Source organism: Marinobacter shunpengi (assembly GCF_045449715.1).
Taxonomy (GTDB): Bacteria; Pseudomonadota; Gammaproteobacteria; order Pseudomonadales; family Oleiphilaceae; genus Marinobacter.
Genome location: NZ_JBJJLA010000025.1, coordinates 168,309 through 186,198 on the forward strand (window position 1 = coordinate 168,309; position 17,890 = coordinate 186,198).

Sequence of the window (17,890 nt, forward strand, 5' to 3'; positions counted from 1 at the left end):
ACTGCCCCCACCCTCACTCAATCCCAAGCACAGAAGCCGGCAACCCAATAAACAGCCCACCCCAGTAGCGTCCGTCCGGCTCAATGGGAACCGACAGGTTGAACATGACTTCACCAGTATCGCGGATGTAGCTCTGCAGCTTGAAACGCCCCATATGGGGAATATCCCGGCTCTGGAAGAAGCGCATGTGGCGGCTCTTCTGCAGGTCCACGTCCGGGTCGCCGGTGGGCTCGTGGGACAGTTCGCTGCGATGGATGGCCACGTAGCCCTTGCTGTCCAGCGGCAGGCAATAGAGGGCGCCATCGTTTTCCTTCGCCCACTCGTCGATTAGATACTGACACGCCTTCTGGAAGGCCCGTGCATAGCCGACATCGAACTTCTGCGGGTTGGTGTTGGCAATGGGCTGGTGGTTGCGGTCGAACATGTTGACGCCATCGGCCACCAGCTTCGCGATTTCCGCCTGGATCCGATCGCGGCGGGCTTCCACTTTTTCCAGGGTCTCCTCCAGCCGCCCTCGGCCGATACGGAACTGGCATAGCCTGTGGAGGGTTTCATCCGCGGCGTCCACCAGCTCGCTGGTGCGGTTGTCGGAGTGCTGCATGCTCTCGCGAATGCGCTGGCCCAGCTCGCGGATCTCGGTGCTGCGACCGTGCACGTCCCGGTTGACCACCGACAGTTCCTCCACCGCCGAGCTGATCTGCAGCAGGTCGTTGTGGGAACTCTCGAAGTCGCCAATCATGTTCTGGAAGTGGCCGGAAGAAGACTCGACCGAATGCTGGACCCGGTCGGCCTGCTCCATCATGGCTTCGGTTTCGGTGGAGGTTCGTTCCACCACCTTGCCCATCTTGTCGACCAGGTCGTTGATCTGGTCCGCCGCGCCGCCGACCTTGACCGCCAGGGAACGGACTTCGTCGGCAACCACGGCGAATCCCCGGCCCTGTTCGCCGGCCCGGGCGGCTTCGATGGCGGCGTTGAGGGCGAGCATGTTGGTCTGTTCGGAGAACTCCTGAACCGTGCGCAGGATGGTCTGGATGCTCGTCGAGGTGCCCTGCAGCTCACCCACCGTGCCCTGGAACTCGCCCATCATCTCGCTCACCTGGGTGATTAACCGGGCGGCTTCGCCCAGCTCGGTTGACGATTCGCGTCCGATCTCCAGGTTACGGGAGTTCATCTCGGCGATGGTGGTGGTGCGTCGCGCCAGTTCGTCAATGGCGGAGGAGGACTCCTCACTGGAGCTGAAGATGGTCTCGGAATAGGACTCCTGCCGGGTGGCGTCCTTGGCGGTTTCTTCCGCCAGCTTGCGGCTGTGGGCGGCGGACAGGGTGACCTTGATGGTCTGGGTGCGAAGATCCTCCAGGGTCTGGCGCAGGCGCTCGACAAACTGGTTGAACTGGTCGGCGGTTTCATCCGTGCCCTGGCCAACTGGCACTTCGCGGGACAGGTCGCCCTGATCCTCGTTGATGCCTTTAAGCACGGTGACCAATGCCTGGCGCCCACCACCGGCACTGCGGCGGAAGTGGACGAGCAGCATGGCAATACCGGCCACGCCCAGGGCGACGGCGAGCCAGCGGAGCCAGCCCTCTGCCTGGGTAAACAGAACGATGGCGGTGATCACCTGCAGGCCAGCCCAGGTCAGGTGGTCCCAGCTCAGATTCGGGCCTGTTCCGCTGGAGGGTGTCGAAGAAACGGATGTCGTATGGGTGATGGTGGACTCGGACGACATGGCACATTACCTTGTATGAGGAAAACGTTCGCTGGTATGGCGACAGCTGTTGTTATGGACACGGAACAGAGAGTCTAGCCCTGCCTGATACCATTATCCGTTTCCATATGTAACCTGAAGCGACGCGCGGAGCTGGCTATGGCCAGCTCACGTACCGGGGCTAACGTAACAACACCAAGGGAATTGACACTATGGAGCACTACACCGGCAGCTGCCTCTGCGGCGGCATCCAGTACGAAATCCGCGGAGAACTGGCTCCCGTCCAGATCTGCCACTGTCAGCAATGCCGAAAGGCCCAGGGCGCAGCGCTGGTGACCAACATCCCCGTGCCTACCGACCAGTTTTCGATGACTCAGGGAGAAGATCTGCTCAAGGTCTTTGAATCGTCTCCCGGTAAGCAGCGGGTATTCTGCAACCGTTGCGGCTCGCCCATTCTCAGTCGTCTGGAAAGCCTGCCGGGTGTCGTTCGAATTCGTGCCGGCACGCTGGACGGGGAACCTCCACTCAGGCTGATGGATCATGCCTATGTCGGATCCAAGGCCAGTTGGTGGCCGATTATCGATGATTTGCCGCGTCTGGAGGGCGGGCGCCCACCGAAAAGGTGAGTGTTCTTTATTTTGCCTGGGCTTTTGCAGTTAGCGGTATCAGATATCCGTCTGATACCTTTCTGCCACCTCATTATCAACTTGGTTGGCTATTCATATCATAGCTTCCGAATAGCGGCAGTAGCGGTGGCTTTGGCAACCAGGCGGTCACCCTGGTATAGCTCGCCGGAAAGAAAGCCGATACCGCCGCCATGCCGTTCGACCCTGCCTATGCCCCTGAGCGCCCCGGGCTTGGCTGGCGCCAGGAACTGAACATTCAGGTTCAGCGTGGGGGCGAATTCCCCGGCGGCAAGCTGGGCCGCCAGGGCCGGGCCCATGGTGTCGTCAAGCATGGCGGACAGGAAACCGCCCTGGACATTGCCGGCGGGATTGCTGAAGGCGTCGCTGGCTTCGAATTCCGCCTCCAGCTCACCAGCGTCGGCATCGACACGCAGGATGGTCATACCCAGGGTCTGGGCGGCCTTGGGTGGTGGCAATTTGCCGTCCTGTACCTGCCAGAAGAATGCATCACGATCCATGGGAATTTCCTTGTGTGTTGGGCGTATTCAGACAGCCGGGTTCAGAGCCTCTCCCCCGACCACGGGCAGTAATCCCAGGAAATATGTGCATCCCTGCCGTTCGGGCACTTGCGGGGGATGAACAGGGAGTTGAGGGGCAGCTCGATGGTGCCCTCCATTGCATCGCCGTTGCGCTTGGTCAGGTCGACGTCCAACATGCCGGTGCTGTAGGGATCCAGCAGCCGGTCGGAGCCCGCTTGCTTGTCGTCATAGACGAAGAACTGGAGGTTGCTGCCCAGGTTGCCGATGGCGCCGGCCAGGATCGGGCGGAAGGCGCCCAGCATCATTTCCAGGTCGGGGTCCAGTTCCTTCATCGGCTTCAGGACGATGGGATCACTGCCTTCCGGCGTGAAGGTGACCCGCATGGTGTCTTCGATTTCCTGCATGGGGTAAAACTTGAAGGCCCCCATCTGGGTAATGTCCGCCTGCACCACCCCCAGAATGGAGACACCGCTGACGGCATCGATGGTGGCCTGCTTGTCCGCCTCGCTGGAGAAGGTGTCCCGGGACAGGATGGCCTGCCAGAATTCCTTGGGAATCCACCACACCACCGCGGCGTGATCGTCGCCGGCCCCCTTGGGCATGACTTGCGTATCTTCGGTCAGTTCGTCGGTGGGGACATCCGCCAGCGGCTTACGTTCAACCGCCAGGGCCTGGGTGCTCATCAGCAGGATGAGGGCGAGGGAGGGCAACAGCTTTTTCATCGGGTTTCCTTTCGTTTCGATCTCTGGGTCCGTCATAGGACAGAGCCCTGCTTCATTGTGCAGGACGCACGGTAAACAACGACGGGAAAGGGATGGCGGCGGAGCTTTCGGGCCGGAGTCCTTTATGGCGTGACCGTTGGTTGCTTCCTGCAAGTCCGGTAAACATTACCATCCGCTCATGGCCAGGCCAAGGCTGAAAGTGACGGTTCGGGATGGAATCGCTGGAATGGCGAGGGGGACGACCCGATATCAGGGGCCCGGCCCCTTACCTGGAGGGACCGGGCATGTTCTCGGATTTACTGGCCGGCCAGGTAGTCGGTGGTCAGTGCGGAGAGTGCCTGGATGCCGGTGACCAGCGCCTTGTCATCCACCAGGAATTCCGGCGAATGATTGGGCGCGGCGCCCTTCATCTTCTCCATGGGGGTGACCCCCAGGAAGAAGAACAGTCCCGGCACTTCCTTCGCGTAGTAGGAGAAGTCCTCGGAACCGGTAACCAGCGGTGCCTCGAAGACCCGGTTGGGGGCGACCTTCTTCAGGGTGGGCAGCATCTGTGCCGTCAGGGCCGGGTCGTTCACGGTGGTGGCGTAGTTGTCGACGATATTGACCTCGGCTTCGGCGCCGGTGGAGCGGGCAATGTGCTCTGCCGTGTGGGTGATGTGTTCATTCACCTGCTTTTGCACATCATCGTCAAAGGTGCGAATGGTGCCACTCATTTCCACGGAACCGGGGATGATGTTATGGCGTGATCCGCCCTCGATGGTGCCGATGGTGACCACCGCCGGGGCCGGCATGATGTTGGTCCGGCGGCTGACCACGGTCTGCAGGCCGTTGATGATCTGGGCGCTGGCGACAATGGGATCCACCCCGTCCCAGGGTTGGGCACCGTGGGTCTGCTCGCCATTGACGGTGATGTACAGGTCGGAACTGCTGGCCATGGTGGGCCCGCTGCGGTAGCTGATGATACCGGTGGGCGCCTTGGAGGTGACGTGAAGCCCGAAGATGGCATCCACGTCCGGGCTCTTGAGTACCCCCTCGTCCACCATCAGACGGCCACCAAAATGACGTTCCCCCTGATAGACATAGTCGCTGGGGCCTTCCTCGGCGGGCTGGAAGATGAACTTCACGGTGCCCGGCAACTGGTCCTGCACGCTGGCCAGGTTCTCCGCCACGGCCATCAGGATGGCGACATGGGCATCGTGGCCACAGGCGTGCATCACCGGTGTTTCCTTGCCCTGGTATTCCTGGATCACGTCGGAGGCATAAGGCAGCCCGGTAGCCTCCTTCACCGGAAGGGCGTCCATGTCCGCCCGCAGGCCGACCACCGGTCCCGGTTTGCCGCCCTTGAGGACGCCCACCACGCCGGTGGTGCCGATGTCGGTTTCAACCTCCATGCCCAGGCTGCGAAGGTGCTCGGCAATCAGTTCGGCGGTGCGGTGCTCCTGGTTGCCCAGCTCAGGATGCTGGTGGATATCATGCCGCCATTCGATGGCCTTTTCGTGCACGCCGGCGGCACCCTCAATAACCTGATCGGTCAGTGACTGGTCGGCCAGGATGGTGGGGGAGGCGAAGGCGGTACAGGCCAGGGTGGTACCCAGCAAGAGGTGTCGCATGGTGTTCTCCTTGTTGTGGTTTTACTTGGGGATTATTGGCTGAGGCTCGACCGGGGGATCTCTCGATACTCCGAGGGTGAGCAGCGATACCATTCCCGGAAGCTGCGATAGAACTGGGCTGGCTGGCGGTAGCCCAGCAGTGCGGCGGTCCTGTCGTTGGAATACCCCCGCAAGAGGTAATTGGCGGCAAGCTTGCGTCGGTTCTCATCCAGCAGCTCCCGGAAGCTGTAGCCCTCCGCCCGGATGCGGCGTTGCAGGGACCGGCGGCTGACCGCCAGCAAACGGGCGCACTCATCGATATTGGCTTCGCCGAGCCGATACAGCAGGGGCAGGAGGATGGCGACGGATTCCCGCCATTGGGGCTGTTCCTGCAACTGGTTCAGTCGCCGTTCTCGCCGGGCCAGCTTCTCGGCGGGAATGGTATGCCAGTCGAGCGGGCGTGAAAGATACTCCGCCGGAAATTCAATGGCCCTTTCCTGACACCCGAACACCAGATCGGCCGGAAAGAGCTGCCGGTAGTGGTCCTGCACCACCCCTGATGGCATGTGGTCCAGCCTGATGGCGTCAATGCGGGGTATGCCCAGCGACGGAAGTATCCTTGCGAAGCCATAGGTGATGGCATCAAGCGGTTCCCGGGCATCGGAGAAGCCGGTGGCGGGGAGGACCCGCAGGCTGGCGGTCTGCTGTCCGGTCGTCAGCTCGATGGTGCACAGGTCGGACCCCACCTTGGTGTAACGGCTGACCAGTGAGAGAGCATCGCCCGGGCTTGTGGCCCCCGCCATGAATGTCCGCGCCAGGAACCGGGGTTCATAGTTGAGGGTTTGATAGGCCCGTACCAGTAACAGCGGATCGGCGCAGCGATCACTGATGCCTTCGTGGAGTTCCAGCAGGTGGTGCAGGGGAATCCGGGTATTGGCGGAGGGGCCGGACAGCCTCGGCAGACGTTCCAGGGCCTGCTCCAGCAGCGGAGCTTCAACCACCCGGCCCAGCCCCTTGAGGGTGGTCAGGTAGTGTTCGATGGACATCGACGCAACGGGGTTGGTTTGCAGCATAGTGTTGTTATGGTCTTGTCATCGGGGCATCGGACCTTGGTCACAGGAGAGCCCTTTACCTGTGATCCTGTCTAGCGAAATTACAGGCTGGAGCCTCTCCCGCACAAGTGCAATCGGCGCCAAATCGGCACAGGGCGGCCCTGCATTCCCGGAACCTCCGCCTTGAGGTGTCATTCAATATACTGTACGTTTGACCAGTATTTCATAACCAACACTGCGAGGCACTACCATGGCGGTACAAGCAGTCTACTTCTCCGATAAGGATGGGCTGGACATGGCACTGAAGCATCCGGAAACCCTGCTGTTCTCCAACAAGTCCGAGGCGGATGCCCGGGACAGGGTGCTGGAGTTATCCGAGGAGATCCGCGAGTTCCTGACCCGCAAGGTGGAAGGACTGGATGAGGGGACGGCTGACCGTTGTGCCCTGGCCATCGCCGAGAACAAGGACCTGTTCCAGAAGGCCCTGAAGAAACCCCACCTGCTCAACGAGCCGGAAACCACGGAGGGGTAGGGTTTATAGGGCGCGGAGAGTGAGTGCTCCGCGCCTTCATTGATTAACTGGCCAGTTCCGGTTGCCCACGGGACCGGATGCGTTCCAGTACCCGCGAAGCCCGCTGGTCGCCCGTGTCGATGCCAGCAGCGCGAAGCCTGTCGTCCAGGGATTGGTTACCAATGTTGTGGTCCGGTTCCGTCAGGGCATCGTCCATGGCGTGGAGGTGTTCCTGCCGGGCGCGGATGCGGGCGATGGACTGGTCCATTGACGCCAGTTGGTCGCTCATCCCGTCCTGGTAGCCCCGGAGTTCCACGGTGACCCGCCCTTCGGACCGGTTGGCGCGGGCAATCCGCAGTTCCGACTGGTAGTGGCGCCGGGCCCGGGCGATATCCCGGAGCTGACGGCGCAGCCGGGTCTCCTGTTGCTGAAGGCGGTCAAGATGCTGCTGTTGCCGGGTCAGCAGATTCTCGTCTTCGGCGATGGTGGCGGCCAGTTCAATGGCCAGGTCCTGATGGCGCTTCGCCAGGGCGTCGGCCACCTGGTCTTCCCGCTGTCGAATGCCCAGCTGGAGCGAGTCGTTGTCCCGTTGCAGGAACTTCTTCTCCGCCATCAGGCAGGCCAGTTGCCGCCTGGAGCGGCCCATGGCCTGCTCGGCGTCCTGCAGTTCCCGTTCGAAGATGCGAACGGCATCGGCGTCCACCCGTTTGGCGGAGGGCTCCTCGGCGGATGCCCGGAGCAGGGTGTTGAATTTGGTCCAGATGCTCATGGTGTTACTCCGCCCCGAATGACACCGTGATGAAAAATACTCGAGAGGCGGAATGGCTCTTCCGTTCGTTGTCCATCGTCCTTTCCTCACGTTTTGTTGTTGATGCCGACGATGGATTCACTGTGCCGGGGCTTTTCAGGACAGACGAGAAAAATCGAAAAAGTCGCGTCCTGTTGGTCCGGTGGTATTGGATAATGGTACTTTTGGGATAAACAAAGGCAGGAGGATTGCCCGGTGGCACAAACCGTCGCCATTGTGGAAGTGCTGAAACGACGCCTGAAGGAACACGGCCTGACCTACGCCCAGGTGGCGGAGGCCCTGGACCTGTCCGAGGCCAGCGTGAAGCGGCTGTTCGCCGAACGGCAGTTCTCGCTCCGGCGCCTGGATCAGGTCTGCGGCCTGATGGGCCTGGAGATCAGCGAGCTGGTACGGGAGTTAAAGCCGGAACCGAGGATCCAGCAGCTGACCCTGGAACAGGAGCAGGAACTGGTATCGGACGACCGCCTGGTGCTGGTGGCCATGTGCAGCCTGAACCGTTGGCAGGTGTCCGAGATCCACGCCAACTACGATCTGACCGAGACCGAGGTTATTGGTTACGTGGCACGGCTCGATCGTATGGGCTTGCTGGAATTGTTGCCGGGTAACCGCACCAAGCCGCTGGTGGGGCACGACTTTTCCTGGATAAAGAATGGCCCGCTCCAGCGCTTCATCGAAGCCAAGGTGCAGCCGGATTTCTTCAATTGCGATTTCAACGGACCGGGGGAATTCCGGCTGTTCCTGAACGGCATGCTCTCCACTCATTCCACGGACTCGGTCCACCAGAAAATGCGGCGGCTGGCTCAGGAGTTCCTTCACTGCCACCAGGAAGATCAGGCGCTGCCCCTGGGGGAACGATTCGGGGTCAGCCTGGTGGTGGCCATACGGCCCTGGGAGATGGAGGTTTTCGCCAAATATCGACGCCCCGAGGCTCGCAAGCCCTATCCACGTAAGAAGTAACGCATTCAGGCAAACGCGCTACCTTTTGGTCAGTTGTTCGCGGGCACGGATCAGGTTGTCCCTGGCTTGCGCCTCCCGCTGCGTCTGGAAGGGTGGGGAATGATAGATGCTCGGCGCGGCCAGGAAGGCCGCCAGCACCTTCTTCCGTCCCCGCCGGTAGAGGGGGCCGGGCACCCAGCGGTATTCCTGTCGCACCTGGTCCTCGTAGCGCTGGTACATGTTCGCTGGTGCCCCCAGGATGGCCAGGTCGATATCCAGCAGCAGGGCCTCGTCGTCATCCCGGGGAATGGAGGGGTGTTCGGTGACCTCAATCAGCCGTTTCACCCGTTCGATGGTGGTAATGGGTTCTCCCAGGCGGGTCAGTTCATCGACGGCGAAGTCGGCGCTGCGTGCCTCGTTATCGCTGGCGCGGGGGTTGTAGATCACGTCGTGATACCACAGCGCCAGTTCCACGGCACGGGCGTCCTGTAGCTGATCCCGGTGCTGGTCCAGGTGGTTCAGACAGGCTTTGACATGTTCGAAGGTGTGGTAGGCCCGGTGGGGTTCGTCGTACCGGAGGCGCAGTCGTTGGTAGCTGTCCTGTAGCGCTGCGGGTGGCTGGTCGGGAAACAGCGATTGCCAGCGTTCCTGCGGGTCCCAGGTGGCCTCCTGTCCTGCCATGGCATGTCCTCCTCGATATGACATTGGTCAGGTCATCCTATCCCGGGAGAGCACAGGGAGGAACACTCATATAGGGTATCGCGACTGCCTTACGATTTACGGCAGGAAGCGCTTGAAAAACAACCAGTCCCGTGGTCGAATAGCATCAGTTGGCCCAGGAAGGGGCCATGCCAGCAAAACCACACCGAGCCAGGCAGTTAAAGGCATTGATGCAAAGATGAAAGGAGTCAGGGATGATCAGCAAGGATCCGGTTCTGGTCCACGATATTCTTAACCAGGTTTACGAACTCACCTGCCTGCCCAGATATGGCGCCCAGTCCGGCGCGGAAGCGTTTCCCCATGATCGCGCCTACGCCCTGGAAACCCTGCGGCGCATCGCCCGCAATACCCGCCGCGACCCGTTCAACTACGCTCTCTATGACGCGTGGCAACTGGTCCACGGCAAGCCCTGGACCCGTCCGCCGAACCTGAATGCGCTGGTGGACGACCTGGCTGATGCCATCCACCAGGGCCGTCTGTATGCCTACAGTGAAAGTGCAGGCCTCAGTCGCGTAGCCCGTTGACCAGGAGTACGCGCGGCAGCCCATGACGGGTGCGGCCACATCCGCACCCCGGTTCTCCGTCAGTGGCAGTATGGCCCGAAAGTCAGCGTCCTGTGCTATGTTCGATATAAACCCCGTCCGTTATGGAGGCATCATGGACCGGTTTATGGAACTGGCAATGGCCGAGGCAGAGAAGGGCCTGGCGGAAGGAGGTATTCCCATTGGCTCCGTGCTGGTGTGCGACGGTAAGGTGCTGGGTTCCGGTCGCAACCAGCGGGTTCAGTACGGGAGTGCCATCCGCCATGGCGAAATGGACGCCCTGGAAAACGCCGGGCGCCACCCCGCCGACGTCTACGCCCGTTCGACCCTCTATACCACGCTGTCGCCCTGCGCCATGTGCTCCGGCGCTATCCTGCTGTACGGTATTCCCCACGTTGTTATCGGCGAGAACAAAACCTTCCAGGGTGAGGAAGATCTGCTCAGAAATCGGGGCGTGGAACTGGAAGTCCTCAACGACGAGGCCTGCATCGAGATGATGGAACGCTTTATCCGGGACAGGCCGGAGTTGTGGAATGAGGATATCGGGGTGTGAGGCAGGGATGCCCCGAAAAAGTCTGCGACCATTCGGGTAAAGCTGCGTCTTAGGTATAGCGATACCACAAACGCACAACCAGAGACGGAGATACCTGATGAAACGCTTTCACGTTCACCTGTCGGTTCAGGACCTGAAACCGAATATCCGATTCTACTCCACCCTGTTCGGGCAGGCGCCCAGTCGACAGGAGGGCGACTACGCCAAATGGATGCTGGAGGATCCCCGCATCAACTTTGCCATTTCAACCCGTGGTGCCTCGTCAGGACTGGATCATTTCGGGTTCCAGATGGATGATGACAACGAGCTGGAGCAGTTGCGGGAGCGTGCCCGGGAAGCGGACGCGGCCATCCTTGATGAAGGCGCGACCCAGTGCTGCTACGCAAGCAGCAACAAGCACTGGCTGATGGATCCGCAGGGCCTGCCCTGGGAGCATTTCGTCACCATGGGAGAGATACGCCATTTCGGGGTCGCACCCGCTCTTGCGGACAGCCGTGAGTCAGGCACATTGAATGCAAAGGAAAGGACATCAGACGGTGCAAAGGGAAATACCTGTTGTGGGTAGTCAATCCGCGATGGTACAGGACAGCGTTGACAGCGGGGCAGCCCACCGGCCTGCGGCGGAGGTGGACGACGCCTATCGCGCCCTGCGCAAGGGATTGCTGGGCTTTCTTCGCGCCAATGTCCACGAGCCATCATTGGCGGAAGACCTGCTGCACGAAGTGTTCGTGAAAGCCACCAGGGCCCTGGATCAGGGTGAGCGGCCCACCAATCTCTCCGCCTGGCTCTATCGGGTCGCCCGCAACACCCTGATTGACCATTATCGCCGTGAACGCCCCACGGCGGAGGTCCCCGAAAACCTGGAGGCAGGGGCGCCCTTTTCCCTGCCCCCGGAGCAGACCCTCGCGCTGTGCCTGAAGCCGTTTATCAATGAACTGCCCGAGAAGTACCGGGAGGCGTTGCTGGCCACGGCCATCGAGGGTCGGAGTGTGGCGGATTGGGCCCGCGACACCGGGCTGTCCTCATCCGCCGCCAAAAGTCGCGTCAGCCGTGGCAGGGCGATGCTTCGGGAAAAAGTACTGGACTGCTGTCACGTGGAAGTGGACCGGACGGGAGAAGTGCTGGATTACCATCGGCGCGAGTAGCCTGCTTCTACTGTTGGCGACCAAACCACTGCAAAAGGCGCTCGTAGACCTGCCGGTTGTTCAGCAGGTCAAAGTGATTCAGGCCATGGAAGACGGCCTGCCGTTCTGGCGGGACTGGCAGGCAGCGAGCGCTGTCCCGGTGCTGACCCAGGGCACTTTTCAGGGGGACCAGACCATCACCTCGTTCGATCCAGGGGAAAGCCGAGGGGGATGGCTGGTTCGTTGCGGCCACTGCGTAGCATTGGGTGCCGGGTGGGAAGCGTTCGGGGATACCGTTTCTGTCATGGGCTGCATCACCGATATTGCCTTCACGAAGATCCTGGATGCCTGCGCTGCGAACCTTGCCAATTCGGCTGATCGGAGCGCTGTAGGGGCTGATGCCCAGCAGGAAATCCAGGCCGCTGCCCAGGCGCTCCAGTGTCGACCCATGGTGGGGCGTGCCGAGGAAAACGATCTTCTTCAGACGTGTCGGCCAGTGGTGCCCGGCTTCCTGCCCCCACCGGCAGGCACTGCGGGATACCAGTCCGCCCATGCTGTGCCCCAGGATCACCAGCTCCTCGACCGTGACGGGCCACTGGCTGACCAGGTCCTCCAGCAGGTCGGCGAAGTCACGACCGTTATCGGTCACCCGGCGACCGCTGTTGTAATGCAGGTACAGGGGCGTATAGCCAAGATCGCGCGCGAGTGCCGAACCATGATCGTGATCCTTTTTCTGCCAGTGGCGATCGTTCATGCAGAGGCCATGGACCAGGATCAGCAGTCGGTTCGATGGTTCCGGAAAACGCGACTCTAGCGCTCCGCGCTCCAGATCGAGAGGCCGGCCACCGGACCGAAAGCGGGTGGGAATAGCCAGTGGGTTGCCCGACCGCACCAGATAATCGCCCAGTACGCCATTGACCACAGAGCGGGCCGCCTCCCGCTGTGGGGAAGGGTCCTGAACGGGCAGCAGTGGTGACAACCGGCCCAGGCCTGTATCCAGACCCCAGCCAACCAGCGTGGAGACCCGGCGGATGTTGCGATAGACCAGGCCGGTAATACCCCGGGTGGGCCCGGCGCGGGACGGCCCCACAAGCGGTGCCAGCCCGGCAACATTACGGTGCATGCCTTCGACAACATCGGTCACGCCATCAAACCCGGCGACAATCAAGCGGCTAGTGCCGATCAGGTCCGCGGATATGGGCGGGGTGTCGCGGGATTCAATGGGGCTTCCACGTCCATGGTCTGAGGTCATGGCGATGCGTCCTGGGCGCGGGTGGCTGGCCGGCGGGATGTGCCGGGCAGAAAACGCGATTTCACTATAGCATGGCATGCATCGGGGGTATCCAGCGGCCTGACCAGGTTGATTCCGGGGGCATGCCTCGGACTTTTCCTAATGTAGGCTCCCCTTCGAAAATACATTGATCACCACCACACCCGCAACAATCAGCCCCATGCCGATCACCCCGGCGGGATCCAGTTTCTGGCCGAACAACAGCCAGCCGATCAGGGTGATCAGTACGATGCCCAGACCCGCCCAGATGGCATAGGCAATGCCCACGGGAATGGCCTTGAGGGTCAGCGCCAGGAAATAGAAGGCTACGGCGTAGCCGATCACGACAATCACACTGGGCCAGAAGCGTGTAAAGCCGACGCTGGCCTTGAGGCTGGATGTGGCAACCACTTCGGCCATAATCGCGGTGCCCAGGAACAGCCAGTTTTTCACGGGATACCTTCTCCTGTTACTGCGTATTAAGTCCCAGTTCCCGCTGCTTCTTCCTGGTCAGCCCCAGTGAAACCAGGCGGTGGGATTCCCGGAGGTAGTATCGCAGGTCATCGTCGCCGGTGTCAGTGACCCCATATTGCTGAATCCATTTCATGCCCCGCGAGGCCAGGTAAGGCGCGGGCCGGAAGCCAGGCTGCTCCTTCAGGATCTCGAAGTCCAGGTCGCAGGTCTTGAAGGTGAAAGCTGGCTGTTCGTCCTTCTGCCAGCCGCCGATGGCAAACACCTTGCCGCCGACTTTCCAGACGTCGGAATTGCCCCATTGCACGACGTGGGTGGTGGCGGGAAGGGCGCGGCAATAGTCGTTGAATTCGTCGTAGGTCATGGGGTGCTGTGAACGCCTCGACTGTAGCTCTACCAGACAGAAACTGGCCGAGGTAAAATCTCCGCTAAAGGATCGATAACGTCAAGGATAGATGACCCATGAGAAACTTCCTGCTACTGCTTTGCCTTCTTGTCGCTCCCCTTGCCCTGGCTGGCACCTACCGCTGGGTTGACGAAAACGGCCAGACACACTTTGGTGACCGTCCACCGGCGGACGCGATGTCCGATGAAGTTGACCTGGACCCTACTCCCGCTGAGCCGGATGCAGCAGCCCGCGAGCGCCATCAGCGGATGCAGGAATTCCTGGAGCAGAGCGAGCAGGAACGCACCGAGCGCAACGAGAGAGAGGCCCGGGCGGAGGCCATGTCAGCCGATCGTGAAGCCCGGTGCGACGCCTTGCGGGGACGCCTGAAATACCTGAAGAGCGTGTCCCGTATCTACCGGGTCAACAACGAGGGCGAGCGCGTTTACGTGGACGATGACGAAAACGAGCGGTTGCGCCGCGAATTCCGGGCCCGGGTCCAGAATGAGTGTGGTGGCTGACTCGCATTAAATAACAAGTATACTTGTAGAGTTATTGCCAGCGTGTACTATAGTTACAAGCAAACTTGTAATTTTTGGTCGCTATGAATCTCATACTACAAGTACACTGGGAAAATAAATGGCGCGACGCTGGTGTTGTCACGTTTCATGACGAATCGTCCGGCCTTCTGGGAAAGCCGAGTTTCAGCTACGAGACGCACTACATCGTGGAAGCGCTTGAGCATTTGGGCGACTTTACGGCTGAAAACCTGATCGACCGGACAGCGGTTGGGGTGAACCTTCCCTGCCACTTTGGTGGTGACTACGTTGATGGCGAAATCGCGCCAGTGCTGCGGGATATTATTCCCCAGGGTGCCGGCCGGCGACACTGGATCAGAATGCTTGGCCTTGAGCGGGACCCGGCCCAGGCCATCGATGCCAGGCTGCTGGCGGAAGGGTGCATCGCGCCCATTGGCAATCTGCGCATCAGGGAGGCCGCCGAAGCTTTCGAGGAGAGCCTTGAAACCCAGAGCGTTCAGTGGTTCTCACGCGACGATATCAGCACCCGCGCCGAAGGGGTGATCGATTATGCCCAGGGGCTTGGGCTCGCCATTGGGGGCGGTACAGGTGCCGGCGGGGATGCTCCCAAGCTCCTGCTGGTGGAAAACCGAAAAGGACAGTTTGCGTTTGAGGGCACGGTTCCTGAGACGGAAATACATAGGCATTGGCTGGTGAAGTTTCCGCGTGGACGGAAAACCGCCGATGACATCGCCGTCCTGCAAGGCGAGGCAGCCATATACGCCGCCCTGGAGGCGCTGGATTTCAACACGATCCGAGACTCCAGCCTGTGGGAAACGGAGTCCAGACATGCCCTCTGGTTACCCCGGTTTGACCGGGAGGTCACACACCACGGGATCCTTCGCCATGGCGTTGAATCCATCTACTCCCTAGTGGGACGGATTGGCGACGGTGCGGCCCTGGATCATGAGCAGGTTTTCGACAGAATGAAAACCTGTGTGACCCAGCCCGCGGATCCAGACCAGTTGCTGGCGGACTACCTGATCCGGGATGTACTGAACACAGCTATCGCCAACCGTGACAATCATGGGCGAAACACGGCGCTGATCAAGCTGGAAAAGGATATCGCCCTGGCACCCGCCTTTGACCTTGCCCCAATGGCGCTCGACCCGGAAGGCATTGCCCGGACCACGGTCTGGCCCCGGGAGCTTCGGGCCAGTAATGGCATGGACCCGAACTACCCCAAGGTAATCAACACGCTGGCGGACATGCCCGAACGGGCTGCCGGGTTATTCCGGGATGAACTCCGGAAACTGGCACCGCTCCGGGAGGAACTGGTCAGGCAAGGGGCCCCCGCGCCAATGATGGCGCTGCCGGCATTGCAGGTGGATGTGATTGGCCAGGTGATTGCTGAAATGGACAGGATGCTGGGCACCGGGGAGTAAGCTGTATGCCGCGACTGAAAAAACCATTGAGTGCCAGTGAGAGGGTGGCGTCTCGTGAGGAAATCCTCGGGCTTCTGGATAGCGGGGAAATCTCCATCGGGCAGGCGATCCGGCGCATGCGCCTGGAGTGGACCGGCCTCAGCCAGGGGCACTTCGGGAAAATAGTCGGCCTGTCCGCCAACACCATTTCCGCGATCGAACGTAACGAGGAGAACGCCACCCTCCAGACCCTGAACCAGATTCTCCGGCGCTTTGGGATGGAGCTTACGATTCGGCCGCGTCGGTGACCTGATCATTGACCGCTGACCGTGACCGGCTCGGGGCCACGGTTTTGTTTGTGTACGAGTCTCCAGCGTTCTCTATTTTTTCTGGCGCGTCACCAGGACAATGCCGATCATCAGCAGAACACCGCCGACAACGAAATTGGTGGTCAGTGGTTCATCCAGCAATAGCGCACCGAACAGCACACCGAACACCGGAGACAGGAACGAGAAGACCCCGAGTTGCGAGGCCCGGTAGCGGCGCAGCAAAGTGAACCACAGCAACAGGGCGGCGAAGGCAATCACCAGGGTCTGGCAGGAAGGCATGGTTCCGTGCCTCAGGCGTTACAACCACCGTTTCGTTCAGGCAGCGCCAGTATTCCCTCTACAGTCTCGCCCCGGACCAGGCCATCGCCGGGCAGGGCGTGATGCTGGCCACCTATCCGGTGGTGGCTGACCGTCTGGCGAGAGGGATACTGGTGCGGCCATTCGGTGATGAATACACCCTGGCCACACCGTTCACCGACGACCTGCTCCTGCCGGCTTCAGGCACAGCGCCCCCGGCGGTGCAACGGTTTGTGGACTGGCTGGTGGCGGGGGCGCGGGGGTTCCGGCAGCCGATGAACCCGTGACAGATAGAGCGCGCAACAACCCGACGGTCCCTTTTCCTGGCCTCACTCGGCCGGGAGGTTCAGTTGCCAGGACACGTCAAACCGGTCATTGACCCAGCCGAACTGCCGGCTGAAGCCGTAGTCATCCAACGGCATCAGGACCTCGCCACCCTCTGACAGGATGCCAAACACCCGCTCCAGCTCCGCCAGTGAATCAACGTCCACGAAGATGGATATGGATGGCGTAAAGTCAAAATCATGGGGCATCGGGCTGTCTGAACACAGGTACTCACGACCGCAAAGGGTGAAAACGGCCACCTTGATCGTGCCAGCGGGGCCGGGCTCACCTTGCCCCCAATGTTCCACATGCACCATGCGGGAATCAGGGAAGGTATCGAAATACAGGTCCAGCGCGGCCTGGGCACGGCCTTGCTGGAACATGAGGAAGGGGCGGGCGGTAGTCATTGGGCGTCTCCATTTGGCCTGACGAAGGGCGGCGGACGATGGGTTGTCATTCTGCCGTTCCTGATGCTGACAGACAGTATCCTACTAGAGCCATGGCAGATCGTGTGACACCCGGACTATTCGCCCGGCCGGATGTGCTTCAGAACCCGCATGGGACCGTCTGCCCCATTGCAAAACACTCGTATTCGGTGTCGACAACTCTCCAGCTCATGTTGGCTATCGCTGAGCGTGCTGCTTTCGTAGCCCTCAAACACCCACCTTGGTGTGTCAGCGAACGGACTGGCCAACTCGATCGGCGTAGGTTAGAGCTTCATCCCGAGTTCCACGCCACTTGGCGACTCGGTCTCCTTCCTGAAAATGATTCCGGGGAAGAAAGGTTGTGATGAGGCGGTTAAACAGGACCTTTTGTCCGACGGTACAAACCCGATTCGAAGGAGAATCACATGAACAAATTACATTCGCTGGCCTTTTACGCATTGGTGACACCAACCATTGCAATGGGGTCTGGGGTGCTGCTTGCCGAACAGTCTGCCGACAAGGATGGCGTTGAGAAGCAGCAGAGCACCGAGCATGGAGAAGACACCATGGAGTCCACAAGCAACACCATGCCAAGTGACCAGAAAGCGGATCACCAGGCCGGCATGCAGAACGAGTCCTACATGCACTCCGCTCCGGCTGATGGCATGCGGGCGACCGACCTGATCGGCGCTGAGGTTATAACCGCTGGCGACGAGGAAGTCGGATCAGTGAGTGAGCTGATTATCGATAAAAATGGTCAGGTCGTCGCCATTGTCGTTGGCGTCGGTGGATTCCTGAGTATGGGTGAGAAAGACGTAGCCATCGGGTGGGAAAACGTAACCAGGTCGAGCAGTTCTGACAAGTACGAGCTCCGGATCGACGTGACCCGTGAGGAGCTGCAGTCTGCGGCGGAGTTCAAAAAACAGCAGTAAATTGCAGTACCCCGCACGTTTGTTGAAATGAATAGACGGCAGGGCTCAAATCCCTGCCGTTTCTGCTTCACAAGGCGGCCAAAAGAGAGAA

At 60.7% G+C, this 17,890-nt stretch carries 24 protein-coding genes; 12 read left to right on the plus strand and 12 right to left on the minus strand.

Translation table 11 applies throughout. The annotated features are described in order from the left end of the window. Window positions 1-13: 13 nt before the first annotated feature. Complete coding sequence (locus tag ACJO3T_RS18220; RefSeq protein ID WP_406979417.1) at window positions 14-1,723, minus strand: methyl-accepting chemotaxis protein; 1,710 nt, start codon at window positions 1,721-1,723, stop codon at window positions 14-16. Window positions 1,724-1,914: 191 nt separating this feature from the next. Between ACJO3T_RS18220 and ACJO3T_RS18225 the strand changes: the two genes are divergently transcribed. Beyond that, complete coding sequence (locus ACJO3T_RS18225) at window positions 1,915-2,328, plus strand: GFA family protein (protein ID WP_406965144.1); 414 nt, start codon at window positions 1,915-1,917, stop codon at window positions 2,326-2,328. A 98-nt stretch (window positions 2,329-2,426) separates the two neighbouring features. On the opposite strand, the gene ACJO3T_RS18230 is transcribed toward ACJO3T_RS18225, so the two are convergent. The 4 genes from ACJO3T_RS18230 to ACJO3T_RS18245 form a co-directional block, all read right to left on the minus strand. Beyond that, window positions 2,427-2,846, minus strand: coding sequence for a PaaI family thioesterase (locus ACJO3T_RS18230; RefSeq protein WP_406979418.1), 420 nt, complete (start codon window positions 2,844-2,846; stop codon window positions 2,427-2,429). A gap of 41 nt (window positions 2,847-2,887) precedes the next feature. Continuing rightward, entirely contained in the window at window positions 2,888-3,589 is a 702-nt protein-coding gene (locus tag ACJO3T_RS18235; RefSeq protein WP_406979420.1) for a hypothetical protein, read from the minus strand. Window positions 3,590-3,885: 296 nt separating this feature from the next. After that, window positions 3,886-5,199 carry an amidohydrolase gene (locus ACJO3T_RS18240; RefSeq protein WP_406979421.1) on the minus strand — a complete coding sequence of 438 codons (1,314 nt, stop codon included), beginning with the start codon at window positions 5,197-5,199 and terminating at the stop codon, window positions 3,886-3,888. A gap of 32 nt (window positions 5,200-5,231) precedes the next feature. Continuing rightward, window positions 5,232-6,251: an AraC family transcriptional regulator gene (locus ACJO3T_RS18245; protein WP_406965152.1), complete on the minus strand. Its 1,020-nt coding sequence runs from the start codon at window positions 6,249-6,251 to the stop codon at window positions 5,232-5,234. Window positions 6,252-6,480: 229 nt separating this feature from the next. Here ACJO3T_RS18245 and ACJO3T_RS18250 point away from each other — a divergent pair, with 229 nt between their 5' ends. Next, window positions 6,481-6,762: a YebG family protein gene (locus tag ACJO3T_RS18250; protein ID WP_406965155.1), complete on the plus strand. Its 282-nt coding sequence runs from the start codon at window positions 6,481-6,483 to the stop codon at window positions 6,760-6,762. A gap of 43 nt (window positions 6,763-6,805) precedes the next feature. Here the strand turns inward: ACJO3T_RS18250 and ACJO3T_RS18255 are convergent, their stop codons facing one another. Continuing rightward, complete coding sequence (locus ACJO3T_RS18255; RefSeq protein ID WP_406979422.1) at window positions 6,806-7,510, minus strand: PspA/IM30 family protein; 705 nt, start codon at window positions 7,508-7,510, stop codon at window positions 6,806-6,808. A gap of 234 nt (window positions 7,511-7,744) precedes the next feature. On the opposite strand from ACJO3T_RS18255, the gene ACJO3T_RS18260 reads away from it, so the two are divergent. Beyond that, a complete protein-coding gene (locus ACJO3T_RS18260; RefSeq protein WP_406965159.1) occupies window positions 7,745-8,506 on the plus strand; it encodes a helix-turn-helix domain-containing protein in 762 nt (253 codons plus the stop codon). Window positions 8,507-8,524: 18 nt separating this feature from the next. Here ACJO3T_RS18260 and ACJO3T_RS18265 read toward each other — a convergent pair whose 3' ends face one another. Then, window positions 8,525-9,166, minus strand: coding sequence for an HD domain-containing protein (locus ACJO3T_RS18265; RefSeq protein WP_406979423.1), 642 nt, complete (start codon window positions 9,164-9,166; stop codon window positions 8,525-8,527). Between the two features lie 233 nt (window positions 9,167-9,399). On the opposite strand from ACJO3T_RS18265, the gene ACJO3T_RS18270 reads away from it, so the two are divergent. From ACJO3T_RS18270 to ACJO3T_RS18285, 4 genes are all read left to right on the plus strand, one after another. Then, window positions 9,400-9,729: a hypothetical protein gene (locus ACJO3T_RS18270; RefSeq protein ID WP_406965163.1), complete on the plus strand. Its 330-nt coding sequence runs from the start codon at window positions 9,400-9,402 to the stop codon at window positions 9,727-9,729. Window positions 9,730-9,862: 133 nt separating this feature from the next. Continuing rightward, entirely contained in the window at window positions 9,863-10,300 is a 438-nt protein-coding gene (locus tag ACJO3T_RS18275) for a nucleoside deaminase (RefSeq protein WP_406979424.1), read from the plus strand. A 97-nt stretch (window positions 10,301-10,397) separates the two neighbouring features. After that, the gene (locus tag ACJO3T_RS18280; RefSeq protein ID WP_406979425.1) at window positions 10,398-10,865 is read left to right on the plus strand and encodes an ArsI/CadI family heavy metal resistance metalloenzyme; all 468 of its coding nucleotides are present in this window, start codon (window positions 10,398-10,400) and stop codon (window positions 10,863-10,865) included. Continuing rightward, a complete protein-coding gene (locus ACJO3T_RS18285) occupies window positions 10,858-11,445 on the plus strand; it encodes a sigma-70 family RNA polymerase sigma factor (protein WP_406979426.1) in 588 nt (195 codons plus the stop codon). The genes ACJO3T_RS18280 and ACJO3T_RS18285 overlap by 8 nt, the downstream gene beginning before the upstream one ends. A gap of 7 nt (window positions 11,446-11,452) precedes the next feature. On the opposite strand, the gene ACJO3T_RS18290 is transcribed toward ACJO3T_RS18285, so the two are convergent. The 3 genes from ACJO3T_RS18290 to ACJO3T_RS18300 form a co-directional block, all read right to left on the minus strand. Further along, window positions 11,453-12,676, minus strand: a complete 1,224-nt coding sequence (locus tag ACJO3T_RS18290) for an esterase/lipase family protein (protein WP_406965172.1) — start codon at window positions 12,674-12,676, stop codon at window positions 11,453-11,455. Window positions 12,677-12,814: 138 nt separating this feature from the next. Beyond that, window positions 12,815-13,147 (minus strand): SMR family transporter, encoded by a 333-nt coding sequence (locus ACJO3T_RS18295; protein WP_406965174.1) that lies wholly within the window; start codon window positions 13,145-13,147, stop codon window positions 12,815-12,817. Between the two features lie 16 nt (window positions 13,148-13,163). Next, a complete protein-coding gene (locus ACJO3T_RS18300) occupies window positions 13,164-13,529 on the minus strand; it encodes an MmcQ/YjbR family DNA-binding protein (protein ID WP_406965175.1) in 366 nt (121 codons plus the stop codon). A gap of 98 nt (window positions 13,530-13,627) precedes the next feature. Between ACJO3T_RS18300 and ACJO3T_RS18305 the strand changes: the two genes are divergently transcribed. The 3 genes from ACJO3T_RS18305 to ACJO3T_RS18315 all read left to right on the plus strand — a co-directional run bounded on the left by ACJO3T_RS18305 (window position 13,628) and on the right by ACJO3T_RS18315 (window position 15,800). Next, window positions 13,628-14,071: a DUF4124 domain-containing protein gene (locus tag ACJO3T_RS18305; RefSeq protein WP_406965177.1), complete on the plus strand. Its 444-nt coding sequence runs from the start codon at window positions 13,628-13,630 to the stop codon at window positions 14,069-14,071. A gap of 272 nt (window positions 14,072-14,343) precedes the next feature. Next, a complete protein-coding gene (locus tag ACJO3T_RS18310) occupies window positions 14,344-15,513 on the plus strand; it encodes a HipA domain-containing protein (RefSeq protein ID WP_406979428.1) in 1,170 nt (389 codons plus the stop codon). A 5-nt stretch (window positions 15,514-15,518) separates the two neighbouring features. Further along, window positions 15,519-15,800, plus strand: coding sequence for a helix-turn-helix domain-containing protein (locus ACJO3T_RS18315; RefSeq protein ID WP_406965181.1), 282 nt, complete (start codon window positions 15,519-15,521; stop codon window positions 15,798-15,800). 72 nt (window positions 15,801-15,872) lie between these two features. On the opposite strand, the gene ACJO3T_RS18320 is transcribed toward ACJO3T_RS18315, so the two are convergent. Then, window positions 15,873-16,100: an EamA family transporter gene (locus tag ACJO3T_RS18320; protein WP_406979429.1), complete on the minus strand. Its 228-nt coding sequence runs from the start codon at window positions 16,098-16,100 to the stop codon at window positions 15,873-15,875. A gap of 101 nt (window positions 16,101-16,201) precedes the next feature. Here ACJO3T_RS18320 and ACJO3T_RS18325 point away from each other — a divergent pair, with 101 nt between their 5' ends. Then, complete coding sequence (locus ACJO3T_RS18325) at window positions 16,202-16,405, plus strand: type 2 periplasmic-binding domain-containing protein (protein ID WP_406979430.1); 204 nt, start codon at window positions 16,202-16,204, stop codon at window positions 16,403-16,405. 42 nt (window positions 16,406-16,447) lie between these two features. Here ACJO3T_RS18325 and ACJO3T_RS18330 read toward each other — a convergent pair whose 3' ends face one another. Beyond that, window positions 16,448-16,849 carry a VOC family protein gene (locus ACJO3T_RS18330; RefSeq protein WP_406979431.1) on the minus strand — a complete coding sequence of 134 codons (402 nt, stop codon included), beginning with the start codon at window positions 16,847-16,849 and terminating at the stop codon, window positions 16,448-16,450. A 443-nt stretch (window positions 16,850-17,292) separates the two neighbouring features. On the opposite strand from ACJO3T_RS18330, the gene ACJO3T_RS18335 reads away from it, so the two are divergent. Then, entirely contained in the window at window positions 17,293-17,799 is a 507-nt protein-coding gene (locus ACJO3T_RS18335) for a PRC-barrel domain-containing protein (protein ID WP_406979432.1), read from the plus strand. The last annotated feature ends 91 nt before the right edge of the window (window positions 17,800-17,890 follow it).

Coding starts and splice junctions, on each gene's coding strand:
- ACJO3T_RS18225 (WP_406965144.1), top strand. CDS start 1,915: ATGGAGCACTACACCGGCAGCTGCCTCTGCGGCGGCATCCAGTACGAA.
- ACJO3T_RS18290 (WP_406965172.1), bottom strand. CDS start 12,676: ATGACCTCAGACCATGGACGTGGAAGCCCCATTGAATCCCGCGACACC.
- ACJO3T_RS18255 (WP_406979422.1), bottom strand. CDS start 7,510: ATGAGCATCTGGACCAAATTCAACACCCTGCTCCGGGCATCCGCCGAG.
- ACJO3T_RS18240 (WP_406979421.1), bottom strand. CDS start 5,199: ATGCGACACCTCTTGCTGGGTACCACCCTGGCCTGTACCGCCTTCGCC.
- ACJO3T_RS18335 (WP_406979432.1), top strand. CDS start 17,293: ATGAACAAATTACATTCGCTGGCCTTTTACGCATTGGTGACACCAACC.
- ACJO3T_RS18265 (WP_406979423.1), bottom strand. CDS start 9,166: ATGGCAGGACAGGAGGCCACCTGGGACCCGCAGGAACGCTGGCAATCG.
- ACJO3T_RS18300 (WP_406965175.1), bottom strand. CDS start 13,529: ATGACCTACGACGAATTCAACGACTATTGCCGCGCCCTTCCCGCCACC.
- ACJO3T_RS18235 (WP_406979420.1), bottom strand. CDS start 3,589: ATGAAAAAGCTGTTGCCCTCCCTCGCCCTCATCCTGCTGATGAGCACC.
- ACJO3T_RS18220 (WP_406979417.1), bottom strand. CDS start 1,723: ATGTCGTCCGAGTCCACCATCACCCATACGACATCCGTTTCTTCGACA.
- ACJO3T_RS18275 (WP_406979424.1), top strand. CDS start 9,863: ATGGACCGGTTTATGGAACTGGCAATGGCCGAGGCAGAGAAGGGCCTG.
- ACJO3T_RS18325 (WP_406979430.1), top strand. CDS start 16,202: ATGCTGGCCACCTATCCGGTGGTGGCTGACCGTCTGGCGAGAGGGATA.
- ACJO3T_RS18230 (WP_406979418.1), bottom strand. CDS start 2,846: ATGGATCGTGATGCATTCTTCTGGCAGGTACAGGACGGCAAATTGCCA.
- ACJO3T_RS18320 (WP_406979429.1), bottom strand. CDS start 16,100: ATGCCTTCCTGCCAGACCCTGGTGATTGCCTTCGCCGCCCTGTTGCTG.
- ACJO3T_RS18270 (WP_406965163.1), top strand. CDS start 9,400: ATGATCAGCAAGGATCCGGTTCTGGTCCACGATATTCTTAACCAGGTT.
- ACJO3T_RS18250 (WP_406965155.1), top strand. CDS start 6,481: ATGGCGGTACAAGCAGTCTACTTCTCCGATAAGGATGGGCTGGACATG.
- ACJO3T_RS18330 (WP_406979431.1), bottom strand. CDS start 16,849: ATGACTACCGCCCGCCCCTTCCTCATGTTCCAGCAAGGCCGTGCCCAG.
- ACJO3T_RS18245 (WP_406965152.1), bottom strand. CDS start 6,251: ATGCTGCAAACCAACCCCGTTGCGTCGATGTCCATCGAACACTACCTG.
- ACJO3T_RS18305 (WP_406965177.1), top strand. CDS start 13,628: ATGAGAAACTTCCTGCTACTGCTTTGCCTTCTTGTCGCTCCCCTTGCC.
- ACJO3T_RS18280 (WP_406979425.1), top strand. CDS start 10,398: ATGAAACGCTTTCACGTTCACCTGTCGGTTCAGGACCTGAAACCGAAT.
- ACJO3T_RS18315 (WP_406965181.1), top strand. CDS start 15,519: ATGCCGCGACTGAAAAAACCATTGAGTGCCAGTGAGAGGGTGGCGTCT.